Source organism: Fundidesulfovibrio terrae (assembly GCF_022808915.1).
Classification (GTDB): domain Bacteria; phylum Desulfobacterota; class Desulfovibrionia; order Desulfovibrionales; family Desulfovibrionaceae; genus Fundidesulfovibrio; species Fundidesulfovibrio terrae.
In genome coordinates this window covers 190,390-214,571 of the sequence record NZ_JAKZFS010000004.1, presented here as the reverse complement: position 1 = coordinate 214,571, position 24,182 = coordinate 190,390, and the positions used below count along the sequence as shown (strand labels likewise).

Here is a 24,182-nt window from a genome sequence, read left to right as displayed (position 1 = left end):
ATACGCAGGCGCAAAGTACAGGCACACCCATGGCCGACACAGACGACTCTCTCTCGTATGGACTGCCTCCCTCCGTATGCATCGCCCTGCTGGTCTTCGTTTTCGTGAACGTCTCCGCGATACTGCAGATGCGCGGCGTTTCAGATTCGGAAGGATATGTTCTCAATACGTCAAAAGCCATCCCGGTCAACACTTACGAGGACGACGCCCAGGTCAGCATCATGCATGCCCTGTGGTATTTCGGCCCCACCACGAACACCTTCGATGTGGCCACCAATTTCGGCGGCCCGCTTCTGCACGTGGCCAAGCCCGTCATGTGGCTGGGAGCGAAGCTCGGCTGGATCAAACGTTTCGACGACCGCTCCATGTACGTGCTCTATCCGGGCGAGTTGGGCCGGATATTCAAGCTTTTCGCCTTCTACAAACTTGCCGTTCTGACGCTTCTGCCGCTGTCTTGTTTTTGGCTCCTGAACAACTTCTTCAGCCGAAGAGCTGGCGAATTGGCCGCGTGGCTCGTAGCCGCGATGCCTTTCCTGACTGGATTCGAGCTGCGCCTCAAGCCCGACGGCGTCGTCTTTGCACTCACCATGCTTTCCCTGCTGCACCAGTTCGCATTTCAAAAGCACGGCAGGTCCCGCAATCTTTATCTTGCCGTGCTGTTCTTTTCGCTTGGCGCGTCCATGAAGTTCACCATGGCGTCTGCCGTTTTCCCCTTGGCGGTATGTGCCGCCAGCGGCATGCACCGCCGCTGGAACTCGCTGTGGGGACCTGAACAACGCAAGCTTCTCTGGCGTTCCGCCCTGTTTGGCATTGTGGTCTTCGTCGTCGCGAATCCGAGGATTCTGCCCGGCTTTCTCATTTTCTTCGACTTCATCACCCGGTATACGTCCATCCCCGCGAAAGAAGACCTGCCGGGGGGCATCGGCTACACCATCTGGTTTCGCCTGACCCACTTCGCGCCCTTTCTCGGCCGGGCCCTCGGAGTGCTGGCCCTTCCAGCGCTGGCGTACGGCGGATACCGCGCATTGCGCGAGAAACGGCTTGTCACGCCCTGGTCCTGCCTCGTCGCCCTCTACCTACTGCACCCGGTGTTTCTCTGGGTGATCGCCCACAACCACGTGATCCTGAACATCACCTACTACTATTACAGCCAAGCCTTGCTGACGCTTCTGCTGATCGCTGTTCTGTTCGACGGTGCGCTGGCTGCGGCACGCCGCCGTCCCTTGGCGCATCTCACTGCGTGGGCATGTGTCATCGTGTTGATCGGCCACGGATTTTCGAACAACATTAATGTGCTCAGGTATCTGTCCGGGCCCTCCACAAGGCAGCTGGCGCAAGCATGGGTGGACAGAAACATACCCCCAGGCACCTCCCTCGGATTGCCGATCGCGTCAGGGAACCACCTGACGTTCAACGACCGTTTCCTAGCCGACCCCTTCCGCCACAGGATTCTCCCCCTAGGCCGCCAGGGCGAGGAAACAGGGAAGGCCATGCCGGATTATGTCTTGTGGGTGCAGACGAACCCTCTTCAGGCACCTTTTTCGAATTCCCGCTACGAAACCCTCGCTCGCTTCGACACCGGGAGCGACCTCCCCAGGGAGCCGTACAATTTCTATCAGGACGACATCTACACCGTTTACAGGCGCGTGCCGCAGGCCCCTCTTGGAGGCTCCCCCGGGCCTGCCGACGCGGATGCAGCGCTTGGCTCGGTATTCGCCGATATCTCCACCGAACCGTTTACCGTTCTGCAGTACAAGGCCTCGGGGGTGTTTCCCAATGCCCTCACCATGTATTCGCACGTTGATAATCGCTTCATTCCCATCGGCCAGGGGCTCCTGTTGTCGTCCATCCGCCACCCGTCCTCGCCGGCTGCCTATCTGCACCAGCTGCCGCCGGAGCTCATGGCCCTCTGGGGCGTGAAGTACGTTCTTGCCCTCCAGGACCAGGCCTTTACCGAAAAGGTCGAGAACGATCCGGCTTACGCCCTGACGCCAACCGCCCTGCCCGCCGGCGCGGCCTTCCCTCAAGGAATGCGTCTTTATACGTTCGGAGGATACACAGGGATGGCCCATTTTCTCTCAGCGCCAGCGGAGGGCATGCGCTATGGCGTGAAGCCGCGCTGGATGGGTCTGCTCGAGCGCCACAAGCTGAAAACCTTTGGCCCTTTGTACCCGATGGAGAGCGCGCGGCCTGGGCCGAACCTCTTGCGCGTGCGGATGGTCGTCGACTGCGACGGCCCGTTCGATCTTCTTCTCAAGGGCGGGGAACACCCCCTGAGCATCTACCTTGGCGCCGGGCACAATGACGTTGATGTGCCCCTGCCCCTGGCGGAAGGAGTTCAGCCGGGATACGAACTCAACCCGGCTGCTCCAGGAGCCTCGTGCAGCGTTCAGGCCATCCAGGCGTATCCAACGGACATTCTGCCCGTGGAATCCTGTTCATATTCCCTTAAGCATGCATTTGCTTCCGTAACTGTCAAGACAGACGGGCTTGTCGCTTTTGCTCTTCCTTACCATCCATTCTGGAAGGCCCGAGTCGACGGCGCAGGGGTACTCCCTGAGAAATCGCCCGGCAACACCGTCGGAGTTCCCGTCGGGCCGGGGCATCATTTCATCGAGTTGGTGTACGATGACCTGTAGCCTACCTTTAGGGCAACACACTGTATTATCGCATCAATCCTTTTACCTCACCTAGGCTACCTATGAAAGTCGAATTCTACCGCCACGCCCTGGACGAGGCTGACATCGCCAACGTGGTGAAGGTGCTGAACTCCGTTTTCCTGTCAACCGGCCCTGTGACCGCCGAATTTGAACGCAAGTTTTCCCACTATACCGGGTTGGAGCACGTAGTGGCGGTGAATTCGTGCACTTCCGCCATGCACATGGCCCTTGTCGCCCTGGGGGTCGGGCCTGGAGACGAGGTCATCGTGCCGGCAATGACCTTCCTTTCGACCGCGAGCGCCGTCATGCACGCGGGGGCCACGCCGGTGATAGTCGACGTGGACGCGGCTACCGGACTCGTCACCCCGGAAGCCATCGAGAAGGCCGTCACCCCGCGCACCAAGGCCGTCATTCCCGTCCACCTGTACGGCACTCTGTGCGACATGCCTTCCATAAAGGCCCTCGCCGACAAGCACGGCCTTTACATCATCGAGGACTGCGCCCATTGCGTGGAGGGGCAGCGCGACGGATACCGTCCCGGCCATCTGGGTACCTGCGCGTGCTACAGCTTCTACGCCACCAAGAACCTCACCTGCGGCGAGGGAGGGGCGTTTGCGACCTCCGATCCCGACCTGGCCGCGCGGGTGCGCATGGTGGCCTTGCACGGCATGAGCAAGGGAGCGGCGGACCGCTACCACAAGCTGTACACGCATTACGACTTGGAGCGACTGGGTTGGAAGTGCAACCTGGACGACATCCATGCGGCCCTGCTCGTCGGCCAGATCGACCGGCTCGATTCCCTCTGGGAAAAGCGCCACGCCCTTTGGAAACGGTATGCGGACGCTTTCGACAGGCATCCCCGGTTGGGCCGCCCCGAGGTCGTCGGCAAATGCGCCCACCACCTCTACACCATCTGGACAGACCCTGCCCGCCGCGACGCCACGCTCCACGCCCTGCAGCAGCGCGGTATCGGCGTGGCCGTGAACTTCCGGGCCATCCACCTGCTGAGTTACTTCAAGGACACATTCGGCTTTGGGCGTGGGGACTTCCCCAATGCCGAGGCCATCGGCGACAGGACCATCACCCTGCCCTTCTACACGCAGCTGCGCGACGAGCAGGTGGACTATGTGATCGAGCAGGTCCTGGAAGTCACCGCTTCCAGCTAGCCGCCTCCTGTCCCTGTCAAGAAACGAAGGCCCCCTCCGGACGGACCGTCCGGAGGGGGCTTTTTCGGACGCGTCTATCCCTCGCCTATTCCTCGGTTTCCCCGATGGTGCGCACGCACACCAGCTTTTCCCAGCCGTAATAGGTGTTGACCGACTCCTTGCCGGACTTCTCGGTCACGCGCAAAAACTCCTCGCCCAGAAACAGGGTGGCCTGCTCATAGACCTTGCCCTCGTTGATCTGGATTTTGAGCCCCTTGCGCAGCTTGCGCGACAGCGTGCCGTGTACCGGCATGGACGCGTACTCGAACACTTTCTCCCAGGTGGCCTTGGTCATCGTTTTCTCCTTGGTAAGAAACGAACTGGCTCCTTTCTAGCACACCCCTGCACAAAAACCACACGTTTTTACAATTTTCGCAATTGACTTGCGGGGCGCGCCGGGGATGGACTCCGGGCCGGATGTGAGCTATTTCGCCCGGACAAAGAAAGACCACGCCAAGGAGCGAAACGCTATGGTTCTAATGGAAACCTCCATGGGCCTGATCACTATCGAGCTCTACCCCGACAAGGCCCCCGCCACCGTGGCCAACTTCCTCAAGTATGTGGACGACGGGTTCTACGAGGGCACCATCTTCCACAGGGTCATCGACAACTTCATGATCCAGGGTGGCGGCATGAACGTCACCATGAAGGAAAAGCCCACCAACGCCCCCGTGGTCAACGAGGCCGACAACGGCCTGGAGAACCTCACCGGCACCCTGGCCATGGCCCGCACCATGGACCCCCACAGCGCCACCGCCCAGTTCTTCATCAATGTGAACGACAACCACTTCCTGAACCACAAGTCCAAGACCCCCGATGGCTGGGGCTACTGCGTGTTCGGCAAGGTTGTGGACGGCATGGACGTGGTCAACAAGATCAAGAAGGTGCGCACCCGCCGGGCCGGATTCCACGACGACGTTCCCGTGGAGCCCGTGACCATCAACAGCGTCCTGCGCGAGGAATAGCCCCCGCTAGGAAAGCGACCGCGTCGACGCGGGCCGGACATCCCGACCCGCCGTTTCCTGACGACCACACCAGGGCGGCCCATCCGGTCACGACCGGAGAGGCCGCCCTGACAAACGCCAACGCCCCAAGGCTTACACACATGCCCAACGTCTATCTCATCGGCGCGGGACCCGGCGATCCGGGACTTCTCACCCTCAAGGCCAAGCGCGTGCTGGAGACCGCCGACGTGCTGGTCTACGACTACCTGGCCAACAAGGCCTTCCTGGACTTCCGACGCCCCGACGCCGAGGTGATCTACGTGGGCAAGAAGGGCGGGGACCACACCCTGCCCCAGGGCGACATCAACAAGCTCCTGGTCGCCAAGGCCAAGGAGGGCAAGGTGGTTGCCCGCCTCAAGGGCGGCGACCCCTACGTGTTCGGGCGCGGCGCTGAAGAGGCCGAGGAACTCCTGGAAGAGGGGCTCACCTTCGAGGTGATCCCCGGCGTGACCAGCGCCGTGGCCGCCCCGGCCTATGCGGGCATCCCCATCACCCACCGCAAGTTCGCCTCCTCCGTGAGCTTCATCACCGGCCACGAGGACCCCACCAAGGACGAGTCCGCCCACAACTGGCCCGCCCTGGCCCAGGCCGCGTCCACGCTCATCTTCTTCATGGGCGTCAAGAACCTGACCGACATCTCCCGCCGCCTCATCGACGGCGGCCGCGATCCCAAGACCCCGGCAGCCCTGGTGCGCTGGGGCACCACCTGCCGCCACCGCTCCATGGTCTCCACCCTGGAGGAGATCCCGGCCGAGGCCAAGCGCCAGGGCTTCAAGGCCCCGTCGCTTTTGGTGGTGGGCGAGGTGGTTGGGCTTCACGACAAGCTCAACTGGTTCGAAAAACGCCCGCTTCTGGGCAAGGGCGTGGTGGTCACCCGCTCGCGCGAGCAGGCCAGCGACCTGGTGCGCATCCTGGAGGACATGGGAGCCTGCACCTGGGAATACCCCACCATCGACGTGGCTCCCCTGGCCGACACCGCCCCGGTGCGCGAGGCCGTGGGCAGCCTCTCCTGCTTCGACTGGATGGTGTTCACCTCGGCCAACGGGGTCAAATATTTCTGGCACGAGCTTGCCGCCATGGGCCTGGACGCCCGGGCCATGGGGGGGCTCAAGGTGGCGGCCATCGGGCCCGCCACGGCCCAGGCCCTGCTCGACCGGGGCATCAAGGCCGACTTCGTTCCCGAGAAGTTCATCGCGGAGTCCGTGGTCGAAGGACTGCTCGCCCTCCAGATCGGCGGCAAGAAGGTGCTCATCCCCCGCGCTGCCCAGGCCCGCGAGGTGCTCCCCGAGGAGCTCACCCGCGCCGGTGCTCAGGTCACGGTGCTGCCGGTCTACGAGACGAAGCTGGCCCAGCAGGACCCGGACGAGGTGGTGGCGGCCATCGAGGAAGGCGAGATCCACTACCTCACCTTCACCAGCTCCTCCACGGTGGACAACTTCTTCGCCATGATCCCGACGGACAGGCTCGCCCCCCTGCGCTCCAAGGTGAAGATCGCCTGCATCGGCCCCATCACGGCGGCAACGCTGAAAAAGCATGGCTTCGAGCCGGATATCCAGCCTGAAGCGTACACCATCCCGGCCCTGGCCAAGGCTCTGGCCGACGCGGTGGTGCAGGGCTGATAGTGGCGCTGCCCATCGCCGTCCTGGTTTCGGGCTCCGGGTCCAACCTTCAGGCCCTCATCGACCGCATCGAGCAAGGGGCGCTCGATGCGCGCATCGCCCTGGTGCTCTCCAACAAGGAGGGCGCCTACGGCCTGGAGCGTGCCCGCAAGCACCGGCTGCCCCACGTCTGCATCCCCCACGCCGACTACCCGGACCGGGCCGAGTTCGACCGGGCCATGATCCGGGCCATCCGCAAGGCCGGGGGCGAGGCCGTGGTCATGGCCGGGTTCATGCGTATGATCACCGGCGAGTTCCTGAGAGCCTTCCCCGGAAAGGTGATCAACATCCACCCCGCCCTTCTGCCGAGCTTCCCCGGCGTGCACGGCCCGCGCGACGCCGCCGACTACGGCGTGGCCATCTCCGGTTGCACCGTGCATTTCGTGGACGAGATCATGGACCACGGCCCGGTGATCATCCAGGCTGCCGTGCCCGCCTATCCCGAGGATGACGGCCAGACCCTGGGCGGACGCATCCTGGCCTGCGAGCACCGTGTGCTGCCCCAGGCCGTGCAGTGGCTGGCCACCGACCGTCTGCGCCTGGAGGGCCGCAAGGTGCGGGTTCAGCCCGCGCCGGTGCCCAAGGCCGGGGAAGTTCCCGGCGCGCTGGTGAACCCCCCCCTGGAACTCGGCTTCTAGCCCTCTTCGCCCGGCTGTTGCCTGGGCCCTGCAGGCATTTCATCCAATCCCGCCGGACGCGGCGGAACGAATCCGCCCCCCTTCCCTTTGCGCGCGGCGTCGCGGCCAATGCCCGGTCGTGCTCCGGCGCAGCCGCTCCTGCGCGTGTTTTTGGATATTTCCGATGCCCCCGTAACCTTGTCCGCATCCGGTCTCGACAAGTATGCAGGATTTCCACTTGACAGCCATTAGGCGTCTAATTATTTGCCAGCTAACGTTTGGAGGCTCACCATGATTCTCAAGGAATTGCCCAGTTACCAGACCCTGCTTGAAAAGGCCGCCCGCTACCCCACCATGGACCTCCTGGTGACGGAAGCATACCTGCACGTGTTGCGCACCGGCACCATCCTGCACCACAACGCCGAGCGCAGGCTCGGCAAGCTGGGGCTGTCATACGGCCGGTTCATGATCCTGTGCCTCTTGAGCCGCGAAAACGAGCCCGTGCCCGTGTGCAAGCTGGCCGAGATGGCCGGCGTCACCACCCCCACGGTCTCGGCCGTGCTCTCGGGCATGGTCCGCGACGGGCTGGTCAGGCGGGAGGAGTCCCCCGAGGACCGCCGCGTGGTGCGCATCGGGCTGACGCAGGAAGGCCAGAAGGTGCTCGACAACGTTTTGCCGGACCTGTTCCTGGCCCAGTCCGACGTCATGTCCGGGCTCACCCAGGACGAACTCAGAACGCTCATCACCCTCTTATCGAAAGTCCGGCTCGATGCCGGGCAATGCGCCGAGGAGATCCCGAAGTGAAGGAAGAAGTACGCAGCTCGGCAGTGAATCCCCGCAACGGCGGCGCCGCCCGCAAACCCCGCAAGCCGGCGGCCGCCGTGGCCGCGATCCTGGCCCTGGCAGCCCTGGCGGTCGCCGGGTTCTGGTGGTGGCAGGCACGGGCCTTCGAAACCACCGACGACGCGTTCATCGCCGGGCACGTCACCTCCGTGGCCCCTCAGGTGGCCGGGCGGGTGCTTACGGTCCTCGTGGAGGACAACCGGCGCGTGGCCCCTGGCGACGTGCTCATCAAGCTGGACAAGGCCACCTTCCAGGTGAAGCTGGATCAGGCCCTTGCCAACCTGAACGAGGCCGAGCAGAAGCTCCAGGAGGCCCGCTCCCAGCACCAGGTCGCCCTGGCCGCAGCCGACCAGGCCAAGGCCGACGAAGCCTCCGCCCAGGCCCAGGCGGGCAACGCGGCCACCGACCTGGCCCGCTACAACCAGCTCGTGCACACCGGAGCCGTGTCCCAGCAGGCCCGCGACAACGCCGACACCCTGTCGCGCACCACCTCCGCCTCCTTGCAGTCCTCGCGCAAGCGCGTGGCCGCGGCCGAGGCCCAGGCCGCCCTGGCGGCCACCCAGATCCAGACCTCCCAGGCGGGCGTGGAAAAGAACAAGGCCGCCGTGGAGCAGGCCAAGCTCGACCTGGCCTACTGCGAGATCACCTCCGTGGTGGGCGGACGCGTCACCAAGAAGGCCGTGGAACCCGGCGACTACGTGCAGGTGGGACAGTCCGTCCTCTCCGTGGTGCAGGACGACATCTGGGTGGTGGCCAACTTCAAGGAGACGCAGCTGAGCGGCATGCTGCCCGGACAAATCGTGGACCTGGTGGTGGACGCCTACCCCGGCCACGCCTTCAAGGGCCACGTGGACAGCATCCAGGCCGGCACCGGCGCGGCCTTCAGCCTGCTGCCGCCCCAGAACGCCACGGGCAACTACGTGAAGGTGGTACAGCGCGTGCCCGTGAAGATCGTCTTCGACCTGGCCTCCGCCGAAGCCGGCATGCACCTGGCCCCCGGCATGTCCGTGGTCCCCAAGGTCAAAGTGCGGTGACGCCATGAGCCAGACCGCGCAACCCTGGCGCCCTTCCGTGAACCTGTGGGTCATCGCCATGTCGGTGATGCTGCCCACGATCATGGAGGTGCTGGATACGACCATGGCCAACGTGGCCCTGCCCCACATGGCCGGAAACCTCTCGGCCAGCGAGGACGAGGCCACCTGGGTGCTCACCAGCTACCTGGTGTCCAACGCCATCGTGCTGCCCATGACCGGATGGCTTTCCGTGCGCATGGGCCGCAAACGCTTCCTCTTGACCTGCGTGGTGCTCTTCACCATGGCCTCGGCCATGTGCGGAGCCGCCACCAGCATGCCCATGCTGATCCTTGCCCGCATCCTCCAGGGCGCGGCTGGCGGAGCGCTGCAGCCGCTGTCCCAGTCCATCCTCATGGAGAGCGCCCCGCCCGAGAAGCGCGGCGTGGCCATGGCCATCTTCGGCCTGGGCGTCGTCGTGGCGCCGGTCATCGGGCCCACGCTCGGCGGCTGGGTCACGGACAACTACTCCTGGCGCTGGATGTTCTACATCAACCTGCCCGTGGGCGTGCTGGCCTACCTTATGTGCCAGACCTTCGTGGAAGACCCCCCGTACCTGGCCGAGGCCCGCAAGCGCATGGCCAGCGTGGATTACATCGGCTTCGCCATCATGGCCGTGTGGCTGACCACCCTCCAGATCGTGCTGGACAAGGGCCAGCGCGAGGACTGGTTCGAGGCCCCCTGGATCCTCTGGTTCTCGGTGCTCTCGGCCGTATCCATGCTGGCCTTCATCGTCTGGGAGCTCAAGGCCGAGCACCCCATCGTCAACCTGCGCGTGTTCAAAAACGCCAACTTCGCCACGGGCACGGCCATGATGACCCTCTTGGGCATGGTGCTCTACGCCACCATCACCCTGCAGCCGCTCTTCCTCCAGGGCCTCATGGGCTACTCCGCCCTGGACAGCGGCCTGGCGCTCAGCCCGCGCGGCATCGGGGCCATCATCTCCATGATGATCGTGGGCAAGTTGATCGGCAAGGTGGACAGCCGCATCCTCATCGGCATCGGCTTCACCATCCTGGCGGCCACGTCGCTGCACTTCGCGGGCATCAACCTGGACATCACCTCCGCCCATATCGCCTGGCCCAACGTCATCATGGGCCTCTCGCTGGGGCTCATCTTCGTGCCCCTGACCACCACGGCCATGGGCGGGCTCCCCGTGGAGCAGATGGGCAACGCCTCGGGCATCTTCAACCTCATGCGCAACATCGGCGGCGGCGTGGGCATCTCCATCGTCACCACCATGATCTCCCGGGACGCCCAGACCCACCAGAACATCCTGTGCGCCAACATGGCCCCCACGAACCCCGTCTTCCAGCAGTACCTGCACAGCATAACCGCCTTCATGGCCCAGAGCTGCGACCCCGTGCTGGCCAAGGCCAAGGCCCTGGGCGTGCTCCAGGGCCTCCTGGGGCAGCAGGCCGCCCTCATGGCCTATATCGACAACTTCCGGCTGTTGGGGATAATCAGCATCATCTGCATCCCCGGCGTGCTCATCCTGCGGCGAGCCGCCAAGCCCGCCGCCGACGTCCCGATGCACTAGATCCCAACGACTCAACCGCCAAGAACGGAGGCTACGAATTATGGATATGGCCGCTCTTCGCAAGAAGGCCCGGGAAGAGATGAAAGGATACTGCCGGGTGTGCCCGGTCTGCGACGGACGCGCCTGCGCCGGAGAAGTGCCCGGCATGGGCGGGGCGGGCTCCGGCTCGGCCTTCTTCGCCAACCTTGAGGCCCTCAAGGCCTGGCGGCTCAACATGCGCACCATCCACGGCGTCAAGGAGGCCGACACCACCGTCAGCCTCTTCGGCAAGACCCTCTCCATGCCCATCCTGGCCGCGCCCATGACCGGCGTGGTCTACAACATGGGCGGCAGGCTCGCCGAGGACGTCTACAGCGAAATCATCATCGCCGGCTGCGAGGCCGCCGGAACCATGGGCATGTGCGGCGACGGAGCCGACCCAGCCATGTACGCCGGAGGAATCAAGGCCATCGCCGCCCACAACGGCCACGGCGTGCCCTTCATCAAGCCCCGCGCCCAGGACGCCGTGCTCTCCCTCATCCGCGACGCCGAGGAAGCCAAGGCCGTGGCCGTGGGCATGGACATCGACGGAGCCGGACTGATCACCATGGCCCTCAAGGGCCAGCCCGTCGGTCCCAAGACCTTCGTGGAGCTCAAGGAACTGGCCGCCTCCACAAACCTGCCCTTCATCGTCAAGGGCGTCATGACCCCCGACGAGGCCCAACTGGCCGTCAGCGCCGGAGCCGCCGCCATCGTGGTCTCCAACCACGGAGGACGCGTGCTCGACCACACCCCCGGGGCGGCCGAAGTGCTGCCCGCCATCGCCGCCAAGGTGAAGGGCCGGGCCGTGATCCTGGCCGACGGCGGGGTGCGCACCGGCGCCGACGTGCTGAAGCTCCTGGCCCTGGGAGCCGACTCCGCCCTGGTGGGACGCCCCATGGCCGTGGCCGCCTTCGGAGGCGGCGTGGAGGGCGTGGCCGCCTGGCTCGGCAAGATGCAGGGCGAGCTGGTGTCGGCGATGCTGCTCACCGGCACCGCCAGCGTCAGGGAAGTGTCGCCGGATATCCTGGCCGCCCGCCCGTAACCGGGCACGGACACATCGCGAGGCTGCCGGGGCGGGGAACCGACCCCGGCAGCCTTTTCCCGTGCGAACCGGAATTTTGAACCGCGCGTCTCGGAGGGCTCATGTATCTGCCGGAAATCTTTCGTGAAGACCGTCTGGAAGTGCTGCACGCCCTGATGCGCGCCCATCCCCTGGCCACTCTCGTCACCGCCGGTTCCGGCGGCCTTTTGGCGAACCTGGCACCCTTCCTCGTCGCCGTGGACGGGGCCAAGGGCACCCTACGCGCCCATATCGCGAAAGCCAACGACCAGGTGAACGCCCTGCGCGAGGGATGCGAGGCCCTGGTGGTTTTCCAGGGCCCGCACGCCCCCATCACTCCGTCGTGGTATCCTTCCAAGGCCGAGCACGGGAAAGTGGTCCCGACCTGGAACTACGCCGTGGTCCAGGCGCGCGGCCGGGCGCGGGTCATCGATGAGCCCTCCTGGCTGCGCGGGCAGGTGGAAGCCCTCACCGACAGCCAGGAAAGCCGGCGGACGGCCCCGTGGCATGTTTCCGACGCGCCCGGGGAGTTCATCGCCACCATGCTCAAAGGAATCGTGGGGGTCGAGATTGTGGTCGATCATATCGAAGGCAAGTGGAAGGTGAGCCAGAACCGCCCGGAGCCGGACCGCCGGGGCGTGGCCGAGGGCCTTCGCCGCGAGAACGCGGACGAGGACATGGCGCGTCTCGTCGAGCAGCGCATCGGATAAGAAAAGATGCCTCCGGGGTGCGGGGGGGGGGGCCGCCCCCCCCCCCCCCCCCCCCCCCCCCCCGGGGTATGCGGGGGGGCGCCCCCGGCCACCCGCGTTTTGTTTTAGCGGTTGCTGTGGCGGGTGGGGTCGCCCCCTGCTCGACAAAAAAATCGTGCCGGGGGGGGGGGGGGGCCCCCCCCCCCCCCCCGGACCCCGGCTTATCGCTTCGCGGGATATGCGAGGGCGCGCCCGGCGAAAGCGTCTTTTGGTTGAACGCATTGACCCGAGGAACGATCAACGCCATGTCCGGACGCCTCCCCCGCACTTTCGCCTCCTTCTTGCTGCTCGCTCTCATGCTGATCGCGGGCGCCGGAGCCTCCCGCGCACAGCAGCCCGCATCTCCCCTCCAGAAAATCGCTGAGCTGGAACGCCAGCACGGCGGCCGCCTGGGCGTGGCCATGCTGGACACGCGCGACGGATCGCTCGTGTCCTACCGGGGCGGCGAGCGTTTCCCCTTTTGCAGCACGTTCAAGATCATTCTTGTCGCGAAGATTCTCCACCAGAGCGTCGAGGACCCCAAGCTCCTCGACAAGCGTTTTCGGATAACGGGCCTGGACATCGAGAAATACGCCCCCATCGTGTCCAAGCAGATCGGCGAGGAGATGACCGTCTCGGACCTGTGCGGCGCAGCCATCATGTACAGCGACAACGCCGCGACCAATATCCTGATGCGCCATTTCGGCGGCCCGGAAGCCGTCACGGCGTTCGCCAGGGGCCTGGGGGACGACGCTTTCCGCCTGGACAGGCGGGAGCCCGAACTCAACACCGCCATCACCGGCGATCCGAGGGACACCAGCACGCCCGACAGCATGGCCAACGCCATCCGCAGCTTGTTTTTTGGGAATGTCCTTCCCAAAATACAGCAGGATATTCTTATGCACTGGCTGCTGAACAATACGACGGGCAACCAGCGCATCCGCGCCGGGATTCCCTCCGGCTGGGTCGTGGGCGACAAGACGGGCACGGGGGATTACGGCACGACGAACGACGTCGCCGTGTTCTGGCCCGACGGCGGAGGCGCGGTCATCCTGGCCGTGTATTACACCCAGGACGGCAAGGACGCGAAAGCGAAGAACGAGATCATCGCTTCCGCCGCAAGGATTTTGACGCATCGGGATTGATCTTCCGCTCCCCCCGGCAGCGCGTTTTTCTCAAGCGCTTTGTGCCAGGCCCCGACGCCCTGGAATTCTCCACAAATAAAGGCAGGAAGCGCGGCCTTGCGCGCTTCCTGCCTTCTTTCGCATCTTGTCCGGCTTCACATCACCCGACGCGAAGCAACTGGGGATTCCAAAGGGACTGGTCCCTTTGGCCGCCGGAGGCATCTTCCTCTTCAGCCTCCCCTGCCGCCTGAAGCGCCTCCCTCTTCTCTTACTCTTCTACTGTCCCAGATACCCCGCGATCATGGCATCGTAGGCTGAGGTGGCCTTGAAGGTCTCCACGGCCATTTTGTGCCGCAGGGGCAGGGTCGCCTTCATGCCGTTGGCCTTCAGTTCGGCCACGATGGCCTCGTAATGGACCGGGGACGGCACGACCAGGATGCTGTGGAAGTTCTTGGCGGAGGCCCGGAGCATGGTGGGGCCGCCGATGTCAATCTGTTCTACGGCGTCCTTGAGGGAGGCTTTGGCCTGTGCGGCCTTGGCGAAGTCGTAGAGGTTGACGCAGATGAGGTCGAAGGGCTTGAGTTTGAAGGACTCAAGGGTGGAGAGGTGTTCGGGATTGTCCTTGTCGGCCAGGATGCCCGCGTGGATGTTGGGGTGCAGGGTTTTTACCCGGCCGCCCAGCATTTCGGGGAATCCCGTGACCTGGTCCACGGCCGTGACGGGAAGCCCCGCGTCGGTCATGGCCTTCTTGGTGCCGCCGGTGGAGACAAGCTCCACGCCGTTTTCGTGCAGGAATGCGGCGAACCCGGCCAGTCCGGACTTGTCCGTGACCGAGAGAATGGCCCTGCGAATGGGCAATAGATCCATGGCTGCCTCGCTTGTTTTGGCTTGGCAGTGCCAAAATAGCCCGCGCTTGGCAACCCGGTTCCGTCATCTCCCGCCCGTCTTGATTTGATTCCCGGTCCGGCCGCCGGGAGCGGTACCGGACCGGGAACCAATGGGGGAGGGGAGATTCGTCGAAAAATTGTTCCGGAGCGCGCTTTAAGCCGCTTTGGCTTCCAGGTGGTCCTTGAGTTCCACGGCGCAGGCATGGGCCGGGTCGTGCTCGAGGATACGGTCCAACTGGGCCTTGGCGTCGCCTTCGCGTCCGGCGGCCACCAGGCATCCCGCCAGGGAGTACCTCATGTCGTGCTTCAGGGGCTCGATGGACAGGTAGTTCTCCAGATGGGGAACCACTTCGCCCAGGCGTCCCGTGGCCTGGCCGATCCTGATGATGCTGTAGAGCGCCACCATGTTCTCGGGGTTGTGGTCCAGAGCCTGCGAGAAGTGGCTGAAGGCCGCGTCGTGCTCGCCGCGTTCCATCTCGATCAGGGCCATGCCCGACAGCGACTTGTCGCTGGCCTCGACGTTGGCCGCCTTGCGGTAGAAGCTGAAGGCGTCGTCCAGGTTGCCCCGGTGCACGCAGATGGTGGCCAGCCCCAGGTAGGGCTCGGGATGGACTCCATTGGAGCTCATGGCCTTACGGTAATACTCTTCGGCTTTGTCCAGGTCGCCCATGAACAAGTAGCACTCGCCCAGTTCCTTGTTGATTTCGTAGTCCAGATGACCGCTCATGACTGTCCCCTCCGGTGATGGACGCCTCGCCAAAACCTTCTCCCGGGCGTGGCGTCCTGTCGATTCTCCCAAGCCGGGATGGCCGTCCTGGCCTCCCGCCTCCCCTTCCGCAACCGGTGTCCGACGAATGTCCCTCCCGGGGACCGGCACACCGGCGAGATCACCCAAGCAATCTGCGTGCCAACCGCCGGGACAGGCAAATTCCTCCGACGGGCAGGCAACCATAATAAGAGGAGCACGCCGCATGCCAGGTTACGCCATTTTGGATGTTTTTCTTACATTCCGGATGGTTAATCATTTGGAACGGGAGTTGCTATGAGATGGGCCGGGGCGGCCTCCCGCCGAGCGAAGAGAGCCCGGCAAAATCAGCCGCCGCCCAAGGAGCCACGCCATGACGGACATCTACGGAGCCAACGCGAACTTGATCGCCAAGGTCATGGATCTGCGCCTGGAGCGTCAAAACCTCGTCATGTCCAATTTGGCCAACATCAACATACCCGGGTACAAGGCCCGCTCCCTGGATTTCGAATCCGACCTCCAGAACGCCATCGGCACCGCCGACCTGCGCAGCGGCATGACCCGGACCAACGGAAAGCACGTTCCCGGCACCTACGACGCCTCGGACTACCAGGGCGACGTGGTCAAGGAATTCAAGCCCCGCACCATCTACGGGGCCGACGCCGTGGACATGGACAAGGAAATGTCCACCATGGCCAAGAACTCCCTGATGTACAACGCGCTGACCACGGTGATGAAGTCCAACTTCGACGGCATCTCCAAGATCATCGCGGAAGGAGGCAAGTAATCATGGACTTCATGACAGCCCTCGACATCGGTGGCTCGGCCCTCTCGGCCCAGCGCACCTACATGAACGTCATTTCCATGAACCTGGCCAACGCCAAGACCACGCGCACCGCCAACGGGCAGGGGCCCTACCAGCGCAAGTCCGTGGCCCTGGAGTCCACCCCTGCGACTCCCTTCGGCAAGGCCATGGACTCCGCCCTCTCCCAGGAACTCCAGGGAGTGCGCGTCACGGGCATCGTCAACGACAACCGCCCCACCAAGCAGGTCTACGAGCCCGGCCATCCCGACGCCGACGCCAACGGCTTCGTTCAATATCCCGACATCAATGTGGTCGAGGAAATGACCAACATGATCCAGGCCTCGCGCGGCTACGAAGCCAACACCACCACCATCAGCACCATCAAGGCCATGTACAACAAGGCCCTTGAGATCGGACGCTAGGAGACTCGCCATGGCCATCAGTCCAATCGGCATCAACGCCTACCGCGCCGCCATGGGCCAGAACACTCTGGGCACCACGGGCGCCCAGGGCGTGCAGCAGAAAGTGGCCGAGGCCTTCGGCACCTCGGGCAGCCACAAGACCAACTTCGTGGATTCGCTCAAGAGCTCCCTGGCCGACGTCAACGCCGAACAGATCAAGAAGGACCAGATGGTGTCCTCCTTCACCACCGGCGAGAACCAGAACGTCCACGAACTCATGATCCAGCTGCAGAAGGCCGGCCTGGCCATGTCCATGACCTCCACCGTGCGCAACAAGGTCATGGATATGTACAAGGAACTGGTCAAGATGCCTTTCTAGGCGCTAAACGATAGGAGCCTTCCATGCCCGCTCTGCTCAAATCGCTCTGGGATCAGGCCACCCGTTTCTGGTCCGCCCGCACCATGGCCCAGCGTATCCTGTTCGCCGGAGTCGCCGTCTCGGTGGTCGCCGCCTTCGTGCTGATGGTCCTGTGGTTCAACCAGCCCGACTACAAGGTGCTCTTCACCAAGCTGGCCCAGGACGACGCCAACCGCGTCATGGAAATGCTCAAGGCGAACAAGACGCCCTTCAAGCTCGAGGACGGCGGCCAGACCATCCTGGTCCCGGCCGACCAGGTGAGCGAGACCCGCATCAAGGTGGCTGGCGAAGGCAAGCTGCGCGGCGCGGGCCTGGGCTATGAGATTTTCGACGAGACCAAGGTGGGCCAGACCGACTTCGTGCAGCGCATCAACTACCAGCGAGCCCTGCAGGGCGAGCTGGCGCGCACCATTTCGGAATTCCCCGCCGTGGACAAGGCCCGGGTGCACCTGGTGCTGCCCGCCAAGAGCCTCTTCATCGAGGAGCAGCGCAAGTCCAGCGCCTCGGTGGTGCTGACGCTTAAGCCCGGGGCCAAGCTCGAGCAGAAGCAGATTCAGGGCATCGTCAACTTCGTGGCCATGAGCGTGGAAGGCCTGGACCCCAGCCGCGTCACCATCACCGACACCGCGGGCAAGATCGTCTACCAGGCCAAGGACGGCGGGAGCATCGACGGCCTCACCAATACCCAGTTCGACTTCCGCAACAACTACCAGCAGAACATCGAACGCAAGATCGAGGAACTGCTCACCCCCATCGTGGGCGGCGGCAAGTCCATCGCCAAGGTGTCGGCCAGCCTGGACTTCTCCCAGCGCGTCACCAAGCGCCAGAGCTTTGACCCCAACAAGACCGTGGTGCGCTCCGAGACCCGCGAGGAATCCTCCACCAACCAGAAGGCCAACGTGGACGGCTCCGTGCCTGAGACCAACTTCCGGGGTGACGGCTTCTCCGGCACCCAGAACAAGGTCGACCAGTCTCAGGAAAAGCGCATCACCAACTACGAGATCGACGCCGAGCAGCAGGAGATCGTGGCCCCTTCCGGGGAGTTGCAGCGCCTCTCCGTCGCGGTTATCGTGGACTACATTCAGGATCCGAACAGCAAGGAACCCAAGTTCATCCCCAGGCCCGCCGAAGAGATCGAGCGCATCAAGCAGGCCGTATCCAGCGCGGTGGGCATCGATCTCAAGCGCGGCGACACCATCGAGGTGAGCTCCATGTCCTTCGGCGAGCGCGAGCTGATGGCCGAGCCGAGCCTCACCCAGAACATGCTGGAATACGCCCAGCGCCTGGGCAAGCCCTTCCTGAACGGCCTCCTGGTGTTCCTCTTCCTGCTCCTGGTGGTGCGCCCGGTGGTCATGGCCCTCATCCGCCCCCGCGTCACTCGCGAGGAGATCGAGCAGCTCAACCGCCTGCCCGAGGCCGAACGGCGCATCGCCCTGGCCGAGCCCGAAGAGGACGAGTCGGAACTGCTGGAAATCTCGAAGCGGCTGGAGAACGCCAAGGTTCTGGCGCAGCAGCTCTTCGAGACCAACACCGAACAGGCCATCCAGATCCTTCGAGGATGGCTCAAGCAGGAGGCTGCGTAAGCCATGGCCCTGACCGGACCGCAAAAGACCGCCGTGCTCTGCCTGGCGCTCGGCGACAAATTCTGCTCCGAGGTGTTCAAACGCATGGACAGGGGCGAGATCGCCCGCATCTCCAAGGCCATGCTGGAAATCGACACCATCGAGAAGGAAGGCGTCGAAGAGGTGCTCAAGGAGTTCAACGAGACGATGCAGTTCGGTCAGGAGTTGCTGGTGGGCGGCCCGGACACGGTCAAGCGCATGCTCTCCAAGGCGCTGGACTCCGACACCGCCAAGTACATCATGGATTCGCTGGAGATCGCCTCCGGGCCCACTCCCTTCCAGGAGCTGGAAAACGTCTCCCCGCGCATCCTGGCCCAGATACTCAGAAGCGAACACCCGCAGACCCTGGCCCTCATCCTGGGGCACCTGCATCCCGACCAGGCCGCGGAGCTGCTCCAGAACCTGCCCTCGGGCGTGCGGGCCGAAGTGCTCATGCGCCTGGCGCGCCTGGAGGCCGTGGCCGAGGAGATGCTCCTGGAAGTGGACAAGGTGCTGCAAAACCAGCTCATCGCCATGGGTGGAAAAGAAGGCAAGAAGGTGGGCGGCGTCACGGCGGTGGCCGAAATCCTCAACGCGGTGGACCGCGCGACCGAAGAAGAGGTCCTCTCCGAAATCGAAGAGGAATCGGCGCAGATGGCCGAGGACATCCGCAACCTCATGTTCGTGTTCGAGGACGTCAAGGCCCTGGACGACCGCTCCATCCGTGAACTGCTCAAGGAAGTCTCCAACGAGGAGCTCACCCAGGCCCTCAAGGGCGCCTCCGACGACCTCAAGGAGAAGTTCTTCAAGAACCTCTCCGAGCGCGCCGCCACCATGATCAAGGAAGACCTGGAGATCATGGGGCCCGTGCGCCTGGCCGACGTGGAGGCCGCGCAGCAGAACGTGGTCAAGACCGTGAGAAGACTGGAGGCCGAAGGCAAGATCGCCATCGGCCGAGGCGGCGGCGATGTCTTCATCTAGCATGGATACAAATTCCGGCGGCTTCCTGCCCGGCAACGCCCGGGTGGTCATGGGCATCGGCACGGCCGGGCCCTCCGAGATGACCGTCCACGAGATCGAGGGCATCAAGACCCAGACCCTGGACGAGCAGACCGAACTGGCCTTCTGGGCCAGGGTCCGGGCCAAGGCCCAGGCCAAGGCCAAGGAAATCCTCAACCAGGCCATGGCCGACGCCGAAGCCATCCGCGAACAGGCCCGCCAGGAGGGCCTGCAGCAGGGCCTGGCCGACTCCCGCCAGGCCTGCGAGGCCGAACTCTCGGCTATGGGCGGGTCGCTGGCCGTCATGCTCCAGGGGCTCGAGGCCGACCGCGCCAACCTTTGGGCCCGGCACCGCCAGGAATTCGCCGCGCTTCTCAGGCTGGCCGTGGAAAAGACCCTGCACACAGAACTGGGCGAACGCCGCCAGGAGGTGCTCGGCAACCTCATGGACCAGGCCATCGAACTGCTCGACACCCGCCAGGGCTTCACCGTGCTGGTGAACCCCGACGACGAGCAAGTCGTGGGAGTGCTCCTGGAAGAGGCCAAGAAGGCCCACCCAAGCTTGGGCGCGTGGCGCATCAAGACCGATCCGGCCATGACCCCGGGCGGCATCCGCCTCGAATCCGAAGCGGGGATGGTGGACAACACCCTGGACACCCGCTTTGAACAGATTTCCGACCTTCTGAGCCGCGTCGAATTCAACGAGGGCCAGCCATGAGCCTGGACGCCAACGCCTGCGTCACCCTGCTCTCGGAGCTCGACCCCGTGCGCACCTACGGCAAGGTGAGCAAGGTGGTGGGCCTCATCGCCGAGGGCAAGGGCATCAAGGCCCCCCTGGGCGCGGTCTGCCGCCTCATGGGCGAAGGCGGCGCGGACGACAAGGGCGTGCCCGCCGAGGTGGTGGGGTTCCGCGACGACGCCTGCCTGCTCATGCCCTACGGCGACCTGCGCGGCGTGAGCCAGGGGTGCCTGATCCAGAACACCGCCACCCCGCCGCTTTTGCCCGTGGGCCAGCGCTTCCTGGGCCGGGTCATCGACGCCTTCGGCAACCCCATCGACAACAAGGGCCCGCTGGACCCCAGGCGCTACTACCCGCTCTACGGCGACCCGCCCGCCCCCCTGGACCGCCCCCGCATCACCGAACCCATGGACGTGGGCGTGCGCGCCATCAACGGTCTGCTCACCCTGGGCAAGGGCCAGAGGGTCGGCATCATGGCCGGGTCCGGCGTCGGCAAGTCGACGCTCATGGGCATGATCGCCCGCAACACCAAGGCCGACGTCAACGTCATCGGCCTCATCGGCGAACGCGGTCGTGAGGTGCTGGAATTCATCGAGAAAGATTTAGGACCCGAGGGCCTGGCCCGCTCTGTCCTGGTGGTGGCCACCTCGGACCAGAGCCCCCTGGTGCGCATGCGCGCCGCCTACGCGGCCACGGCCATGGCCGAATTCTTCCGCGACCAGGGCAACGACGTCATTTTGATGATGGACTCCGTCACCCGCTTCGCCATGGCCGGGCGCGAAGTCGGACTGGCCGCCGGCGAGCCCCCGACGACCCGGGGATACACGCCGTCGGTGTTCGCGCACCTGCCGAAGCTTTTGGAGCGCGCGGGCAGGAACACGGTGGGATCGATCACCGGAATCTACACGGTGCTGGTCGACGGCGACGACTTCAACGAGCCCATCGCCGACTCCACCCGCTCCATCCTGGACGGGCACATCGTGCTCACCCGAGACCTGGCCGACCAGGGACACTTCCCGGCCATCGACGTGCTCCGGAGCATCAGCCGTTTGAGAAGCGACGTCACCCCCAAGGAAGCCCTCATGGCCGGACGGGCGTTTCTTCGCATGCTCGCCACATACAAACGCGTGGAAGACATGGTGAACATCGGAGCCTACCAGGCCGGGGCCAACCCCGACATCGACCAGGCCCTGCAGATGATCGGCCCCATGAGGAACTACCTGCAGCAGCAGGTCAGCGAATCGGAGACGTTGGAAGGGAGCTTCGCCACGCTGCAGGCCATGACGGGGACGTGAGGGCAGAAGAGTAAGAGAAGATCCTCCGGCGGCCAAAGGAACTTCGTTCCTTTGGAATCCTTTCCAGCTTCGCATCGGCCGATGCGAATCCAGCCGAAAGAGAAAGATGACGGGAAGCGCGCAAAGTCGCGCTCTCCGCGCGTCCTTGCCTGCCGCGCCCGGCCGGGGTATCCATCCCGTATCACTCCCGAACGAGGTGCAGCACCCCATGCCGACCTACCGCGTCCGCTATGTCAGCGGTCCCAACATGAAGCTCGAAGTCACGCAGTGGGAAGAAATCCAGGCCGGTTCCATCGAAGCGGCCCTGGCCACGAAGAGTTCCTGGCCGGTGGAGACCAGCATGCACTTCACCAGCGCATGGGCCAAGAACCCAGGCACCAGCCTCTACCACGTGGACGCCTGGGAAGCCGAATTGGTGGGCTAGCGCCGCAATCCGGCAGAATAACTTTCGAAGGCGCAGGCTCGGGACGCCCCGCCGATTGCGCTGCTCCATGCAGGCGGGAAGCGCCTATTCGGGGTACAGGGTCCGGCAGTAGCGCTGGCACCAGTCATTGCCCGCCGCGGCGGCCCCGGCGCAGCCTCCCAGCGTGTGCGCCGCGCCCAGTTGGGCGCGCACCTGGGCGCATCCGTCCAGGCACGGCTTGAGCCCTGCCTGGGGCTTGCCCACCACCTGGAGATACGTGTCGCACATGGCCACGCTGTCGCAACCGGCGCGCCGCTTGTCGGCCGAATGACAGAAGCCCAGGAACTCCGAATCGGTCATGGGGCCGCGCGCCGCGCACCCTCCGAGCACCGACGCGGCCAGCATCAGGCCCGCGATTTTCACTGCAAGCTGCATAACCTGTCGTATCTCCCTCAAGATGATTTGCTGCGAGGGTCGCACAGAACCCTCCGGCCCGTCCACCCGCATCGGCACCGGGTCCCGCGCTTTCCTCTCAATTTCTCTCCCGGAGCGCCCCCCCTGAAACGCCCGTCCGCCTTGCTCCAGCCACGCCCTTGCGCTATGAGGGTGGTCCAAATCATCCACGGAGGATCGCCATGCTCAAGGCCATCACCGAGCGCGTCAGCTGGGCCGGAAAAGTCGACTGGGAACTGCGCCGTTTCCATGGCGAGGAATACAGCACCCACCACGGCTCGTCCTACAACTCCTATCTCGTGCGGGGCGAGAAGACCGCGCTCATCGAGACGGTGTGGTCCCCCTTCGCGAGCGAATTCGTGGAAAACCTGGCCCGCGCCGGCGTGCTCGATTCCATCGACTTCCTGGTGGCCAACCATGCCGAGCCCGACCATAGCGGCGCCATGCCCGAACTGCTGCGCGCCCGGCCGGGACTCCCCGTCTACTGCACGGCCAACGGCGTGAAGTCGCTCAAGGGCACCTACCACCAGGACTGGAACTTCCAGGTGGTCAAGACCGGCGACACCCTGGACCTGGGAGCCGGGCTTGCCCTCACCTTCGTGGAGGCCCCCATGCTCCACTGGCCCGACACCATGTTCTGCTACCTCTCCGGGGAGAACATCCTGTTCTCCAACGATGCCTTCGGCCAGCACCTGGCCTGCGAGACCCTCTTCAACGACACCGTGGACGAATGCGAGCTCTTCCAGGAAGCCATCAAGTACTACGCCAACATCCTGACTCCCTTCAGCAGACTGGTGACGAAAAAGATCAATGACGTGCTGGCCCTCAAGCTCCCCGTGTCCATGATCTGCCCCAGCCACGGCGTCATCTGGCGCAAGGACCCGCTGCGCATCGTGGAGGCCTATCTCAAGTGGGCCGACGACTACCAGGAGGACCAGGCCGTGGTGGTCTACGACACCATGTGGAACGCCACCCGCCATATGGCCGAGGGCATCGCCCAGGGCATGCGCGACGCCCGCCCATCCATGACCGTGAAGTGCCTGAACGCCGCCAAGGCCGACGTCAACGACCTGATCACCGAGGTTTTCAAGTCCAAGGCCGTGGCTGTGGGATCGCCCACCTTCAACCGGGGCATCCTGCGCAGCGTCGCCGCCGTGCTCGAGGAGATGCGCGGGCTCGGATTCAAGAAGAAGAAGGGCGCGGCCTTCGGCTCCTACGGCTGGAGCGGCGAATCGGTGAAGATGATCGAGGAGGGCCTGTCCGGGGCCGGATTCGAGCTGGCCGCCCCGGGGCTCAAGCTCTCCTGGCAGCCCGACGGGTCCGGCCTGGAGCAGTGCCTGGCCTTCGGCCGGGAGCTGGCCGGGAACCTGGGCTGACACAGGGATCGACGTCGGGGACGAACCTCAATCCGGACGTCGGCCCGAGATCCGAAGCGTCACGCGTGGCGCGGCCAGGCAAGGCGTCACGCCTTGGCAAGCCGCGCCCGCACGTCCTCGATCAGGCGCGTGAGCCCTTCCACGTCGCCGTACTCCTTGGAGTAGGCTTCCAGCAGGGGCACCAAGTAGGAGTAGTTGCGCTGGATGAAATAGTAGTCGTAAAGGCGCGCGGCCATGTAATCGAGCAGGAACCGGATAGTCACTTCCTCCGGCCGCTCGGCCTTGCGCCGTTTCCAGGACGGAAACTCGTACAGCCACTTGAGGGTTTCCTCGTCGATGCTGTCGAGTTCCCATTGTATGAGGGTTTCGCTGCCCATCGCCATCTGCTTCGCGGTTTCATGTGCGGGCCGGAAAACACGCCCGGCCAAGTGATAGCCGCTGGAAGCCTTTGCGCGCAAGCGTTTCCGAAAATTTCGAATACGACCGGAATGGGAGGCTTGCCCTGCCGGTGCCATGGCGGATTTCATCCG

25 protein-coding genes are annotated in these 24,182 nt (G+C 64.5%); 20 read left to right on the top strand and 5 right to left on the bottom strand.

Translation table 11 applies throughout. The features are described from left to right. Positions 1–29 precede the first annotated feature (29 nt). On the top strand, positions 30–2,639 hold the full coding sequence (locus ML540_RS13825) for an ArnT family glycosyltransferase (RefSeq protein WP_243362117.1): 2,610 nt from the start codon (positions 30–32) through the stop codon (positions 2,637–2,639). Between the two features lie 62 nt (positions 2,640–2,701). Beyond that, entirely contained in the window at positions 2,702–3,826 is a 1,125-nt protein-coding gene (locus ML540_RS13820; RefSeq protein ID WP_243362116.1) for a DegT/DnrJ/EryC1/StrS family aminotransferase, read from the top strand. Between the two features lie 85 nt (positions 3,827–3,911). On the opposite strand, the gene ML540_RS13815 is transcribed toward ML540_RS13820, so the two are convergent. Next, positions 3,912–4,160, bottom strand: a complete 249-nt coding sequence (locus ML540_RS13815; RefSeq protein ID WP_243362114.1) for a hypothetical protein — start codon at positions 4,158–4,160, stop codon at positions 3,912–3,914. 175 nt (positions 4,161–4,335) lie between these two features. On the opposite strand from ML540_RS13815, the gene ML540_RS13810 reads away from it, so the two are divergent. The 9 genes from ML540_RS13810 (at position 4,336) to bla (ending at position 13,551) form a co-directional block, all read left to right on the top strand. Next, on the top strand, positions 4,336–4,830 hold the full coding sequence (locus ML540_RS13810; RefSeq protein ID WP_243362111.1) for a peptidylprolyl isomerase: 495 nt from the start codon (positions 4,336–4,338) through the stop codon (positions 4,828–4,830). A 140-nt stretch (positions 4,831–4,970) separates the two neighbouring features. After that, a complete protein-coding gene (gene cobA, locus ML540_RS13805) occupies positions 4,971–6,488 on the top strand; it encodes a uroporphyrinogen-III C-methyltransferase (protein ID WP_243362108.1) in 1,518 nt (505 codons plus the stop codon). 2 nt (positions 6,489–6,490) lie between these two features. Next, positions 6,491–7,165: a phosphoribosylglycinamide formyltransferase gene (gene purN, locus ML540_RS13800; protein WP_243362106.1), complete on the top strand. Its 675-nt coding sequence runs from the start codon at positions 6,491–6,493 to the stop codon at positions 7,163–7,165. Between the two features lie 270 nt (positions 7,166–7,435). Beyond that, entirely contained in the window at positions 7,436–7,948 is a 513-nt protein-coding gene (locus tag ML540_RS13795; RefSeq protein ID WP_243362105.1) for a MarR family winged helix-turn-helix transcriptional regulator, read from the top strand. Beyond that, positions 7,945–9,021: an HlyD family secretion protein gene (locus ML540_RS13790; RefSeq protein WP_243362102.1), complete on the top strand. Its 1,077-nt coding sequence runs from the start codon at positions 7,945–7,947 to the stop codon at positions 9,019–9,021. Before ML540_RS13795 ends, ML540_RS13790 begins: the two co-directional genes overlap by 4 nt. 4 nt (positions 9,022–9,025) lie before the next feature. Next, complete coding sequence (locus ML540_RS13785; protein WP_243362099.1) at positions 9,026–10,597, top strand: DHA2 family efflux MFS transporter permease subunit; 1,572 nt, start codon at positions 9,026–9,028, stop codon at positions 10,595–10,597. 40 nt (positions 10,598–10,637) lie between these two features. Continuing rightward, entirely contained in the window at positions 10,638–11,660 is a 1,023-nt protein-coding gene (locus tag ML540_RS13780; protein ID WP_243362098.1) for an alpha-hydroxy-acid oxidizing protein, read from the top strand. 101 nt (positions 11,661–11,761) lie between these two features. Further along, a complete protein-coding gene (locus ML540_RS13775; RefSeq protein ID WP_243362095.1) occupies positions 11,762–12,388 on the top strand; it encodes an FMN-binding negative transcriptional regulator in 627 nt (208 codons plus the stop codon). Positions 12,389–12,672: 284 nt separating this feature from the next. Further along, on the top strand, positions 12,673–13,551 hold the full coding sequence (gene bla / locus ML540_RS13770) for a class A beta-lactamase (RefSeq protein ID WP_243362093.1): 879 nt from the start codon (positions 12,673–12,675) through the stop codon (positions 13,549–13,551). A gap of 255 nt (positions 13,552–13,806) precedes the next feature. Here bla and ML540_RS13765 read toward each other — a convergent pair whose 3' ends face one another. Together ML540_RS13765 and ML540_RS13760 are read right to left on the bottom strand one after the other, a co-directional pair. Continuing rightward, positions 13,807–14,397, bottom strand: a complete 591-nt coding sequence (locus ML540_RS13765; protein WP_243362091.1) for an IMP cyclohydrolase — start codon at positions 14,395–14,397, stop codon at positions 13,807–13,809. A 174-nt stretch (positions 14,398–14,571) separates the two neighbouring features. Beyond that, positions 14,572–15,144 carry a tetratricopeptide repeat protein gene (locus ML540_RS13760; protein WP_243362089.1) on the bottom strand — a complete coding sequence of 191 codons (573 nt, stop codon included), beginning with the start codon at positions 15,142–15,144 and terminating at the stop codon, positions 14,572–14,574. Between the two features lie 391 nt (positions 15,145–15,535). Here ML540_RS13760 and flgB point away from each other — a divergent pair, with 391 nt between their 5' ends. From flgB to ML540_RS13720, 8 genes are all read left to right on the top strand, one after another. Then, positions 15,536–15,949 carry a flagellar basal body rod protein FlgB gene (flgB, locus tag ML540_RS13755; protein ID WP_243362087.1) on the top strand — a complete coding sequence of 138 codons (414 nt, stop codon included), beginning with the start codon at positions 15,536–15,538 and terminating at the stop codon, positions 15,947–15,949. Between the two features lie 2 nt (positions 15,950–15,951). Then, a complete protein-coding gene (gene flgC / locus ML540_RS13750) occupies positions 15,952–16,389 on the top strand; it encodes a flagellar basal body rod protein FlgC (protein WP_243362084.1) in 438 nt (145 codons plus the stop codon). A 10-nt stretch (positions 16,390–16,399) separates the two neighbouring features. After that, positions 16,400–16,747 carry a flagellar hook-basal body complex protein FliE gene (fliE, locus tag ML540_RS13745; RefSeq protein ID WP_243362082.1) on the top strand — a complete coding sequence of 116 codons (348 nt, stop codon included), beginning with the start codon at positions 16,400–16,402 and terminating at the stop codon, positions 16,745–16,747. Between the two features lie 23 nt (positions 16,748–16,770). Continuing rightward, on the top strand, positions 16,771–18,369 hold the full coding sequence (gene fliF, locus ML540_RS13740) for a flagellar basal-body MS-ring/collar protein FliF (RefSeq protein WP_243362080.1): 1,599 nt from the start codon (positions 16,771–16,773) through the stop codon (positions 18,367–18,369). 3 nt (positions 18,370–18,372) lie between these two features. Then, the gene (fliG, locus tag ML540_RS13735) at positions 18,373–19,368 is read left to right on the top strand and encodes a flagellar motor switch protein FliG (RefSeq protein WP_243362078.1); all 996 of its coding nucleotides are present in this window, start codon (positions 18,373–18,375) and stop codon (positions 19,366–19,368) included. Position 19,369: 1 nt separating this feature from the next. Next, positions 19,370–20,104, top strand: a complete 735-nt coding sequence (locus ML540_RS13730; protein ID WP_243362076.1) for a FliH/SctL family protein — start codon at positions 19,370–19,372, stop codon at positions 20,102–20,104. After that, positions 20,101–21,420 (top strand): FliI/YscN family ATPase, encoded by a 1,320-nt coding sequence (locus ML540_RS13725; protein ID WP_243362073.1) that lies wholly within the window; start codon positions 20,101–20,103, stop codon positions 21,418–21,420. The genes ML540_RS13730 and ML540_RS13725 overlap by 4 nt, the downstream gene beginning before the upstream one ends. 208 nt (positions 21,421–21,628) lie before the next feature. After that, positions 21,629–21,844: a hypothetical protein gene (locus tag ML540_RS13720; RefSeq protein WP_243362071.1), complete on the top strand. Its 216-nt coding sequence runs from the start codon at positions 21,629–21,631 to the stop codon at positions 21,842–21,844. A gap of 84 nt (positions 21,845–21,928) precedes the next feature. On the opposite strand, the gene ML540_RS13715 is transcribed toward ML540_RS13720, so the two are convergent. Beyond that, positions 21,929–22,258, bottom strand: coding sequence for a hypothetical protein (locus ML540_RS13715; protein WP_243362069.1), 330 nt, complete (start codon positions 22,256–22,258; stop codon positions 21,929–21,931). Between the two features lie 200 nt (positions 22,259–22,458). On the opposite strand from ML540_RS13715, the gene ML540_RS13710 reads away from it, so the two are divergent. Next, positions 22,459–23,652, top strand: a complete 1,194-nt coding sequence (locus tag ML540_RS13710; protein ID WP_243362067.1) for an anaerobic nitric oxide reductase flavorubredoxin — start codon at positions 22,459–22,461, stop codon at positions 23,650–23,652. Between the two features lie 86 nt (positions 23,653–23,738). Here ML540_RS13710 and ML540_RS13705 read toward each other — a convergent pair whose 3' ends face one another. After that, positions 23,739–24,029, bottom strand: a complete 291-nt coding sequence (locus ML540_RS13705; protein ID WP_243362065.1) for a hypothetical protein — start codon at positions 24,027–24,029, stop codon at positions 23,739–23,741. Positions 24,030–24,182: the final 153 nt, after the last annotated feature.

What these genes read in the sequence shown, in the direction of transcription:
- ML540_RS13810 (WP_243362111.1), top strand. Translation starts at nt 4,336, where the DNA reads ATGGTTCTAATGGAAACCTCCATGGGCCTGATCACTATCGAGCTCTAC.
- ML540_RS13815 (WP_243362114.1), bottom strand. Translation starts at nt 4,160, where the DNA reads ATGACCAAGGCCACCTGGGAGAAAGTGTTCGAGTACGCGTCCATGCCG.
- bla (WP_243362093.1), top strand. Translation starts at nt 12,673, where the DNA reads ATGTCCGGACGCCTCCCCCGCACTTTCGCCTCCTTCTTGCTGCTCGCT.
- ML540_RS13825 (WP_243362117.1), top strand. Translation starts at nt 30, where the DNA reads ATGGCCGACACAGACGACTCTCTCTCGTATGGACTGCCTCCCTCCGTA.
- ML540_RS13720 (WP_243362071.1), top strand. Translation starts at nt 21,629, where the DNA reads ATGCCGACCTACCGCGTCCGCTATGTCAGCGGTCCCAACATGAAGCTC.
- ML540_RS13715 (WP_243362069.1), bottom strand. Translation starts at nt 22,258, where the DNA reads ATGCAGCTTGCAGTGAAAATCGCGGGCCTGATGCTGGCCGCGTCGGTG.
- ML540_RS13705 (WP_243362065.1), bottom strand. Translation starts at nt 24,029, where the DNA reads ATGGGCAGCGAAACCCTCATACAATGGGAACTCGACAGCATCGACGAG.
- ML540_RS13820 (WP_243362116.1), top strand. Translation starts at nt 2,702, where the DNA reads ATGAAAGTCGAATTCTACCGCCACGCCCTGGACGAGGCTGACATCGCC.
- ML540_RS13795 (WP_243362105.1), top strand. Translation starts at nt 7,436, where the DNA reads ATGATTCTCAAGGAATTGCCCAGTTACCAGACCCTGCTTGAAAAGGCC.
- ML540_RS13760 (WP_243362089.1), bottom strand. Translation starts at nt 15,144, where the DNA reads ATGAGCGGTCATCTGGACTACGAAATCAACAAGGAACTGGGCGAGTGC.
- ML540_RS13785 (WP_243362099.1), top strand. Translation starts at nt 9,026, where the DNA reads ATGAGCCAGACCGCGCAACCCTGGCGCCCTTCCGTGAACCTGTGGGTC.
- ML540_RS13780 (WP_243362098.1), top strand. Translation starts at nt 10,638, where the DNA reads ATGGATATGGCCGCTCTTCGCAAGAAGGCCCGGGAAGAGATGAAAGGA.
- fliF (WP_243362080.1), top strand. Translation starts at nt 16,771, where the DNA reads ATGCCCGCTCTGCTCAAATCGCTCTGGGATCAGGCCACCCGTTTCTGG.
- cobA (WP_243362108.1), top strand. Translation starts at nt 4,971, where the DNA reads ATGCCCAACGTCTATCTCATCGGCGCGGGACCCGGCGATCCGGGACTT.
- ML540_RS13775 (WP_243362095.1), top strand. Translation starts at nt 11,762, where the DNA reads ATGTATCTGCCGGAAATCTTTCGTGAAGACCGTCTGGAAGTGCTGCAC.
- flgC (WP_243362084.1), top strand. Translation starts at nt 15,952, where the DNA reads ATGGACTTCATGACAGCCCTCGACATCGGTGGCTCGGCCCTCTCGGCC.
- ML540_RS13730 (WP_243362076.1), top strand. Translation starts at nt 19,370, where the DNA reads ATGGATACAAATTCCGGCGGCTTCCTGCCCGGCAACGCCCGGGTGGTC.
- ML540_RS13765 (WP_243362091.1), bottom strand. Translation starts at nt 14,397, where the DNA reads ATGGATCTATTGCCCATTCGCAGGGCCATTCTCTCGGTCACGGACAAG.
- flgB (WP_243362087.1), top strand. Translation starts at nt 15,536, where the DNA reads ATGACGGACATCTACGGAGCCAACGCGAACTTGATCGCCAAGGTCATG.
- fliG (WP_243362078.1), top strand. Translation starts at nt 18,373, where the DNA reads ATGGCCCTGACCGGACCGCAAAAGACCGCCGTGCTCTGCCTGGCGCTC.
- ML540_RS13725 (WP_243362073.1), top strand. Translation starts at nt 20,101, where the DNA reads ATGAGCCTGGACGCCAACGCCTGCGTCACCCTGCTCTCGGAGCTCGAC.
- ML540_RS13710 (WP_243362067.1), top strand. Translation starts at nt 22,459, where the DNA reads ATGCTCAAGGCCATCACCGAGCGCGTCAGCTGGGCCGGAAAAGTCGAC.
- fliE (WP_243362082.1), top strand. Translation starts at nt 16,400, where the DNA reads ATGGCCATCAGTCCAATCGGCATCAACGCCTACCGCGCCGCCATGGGC.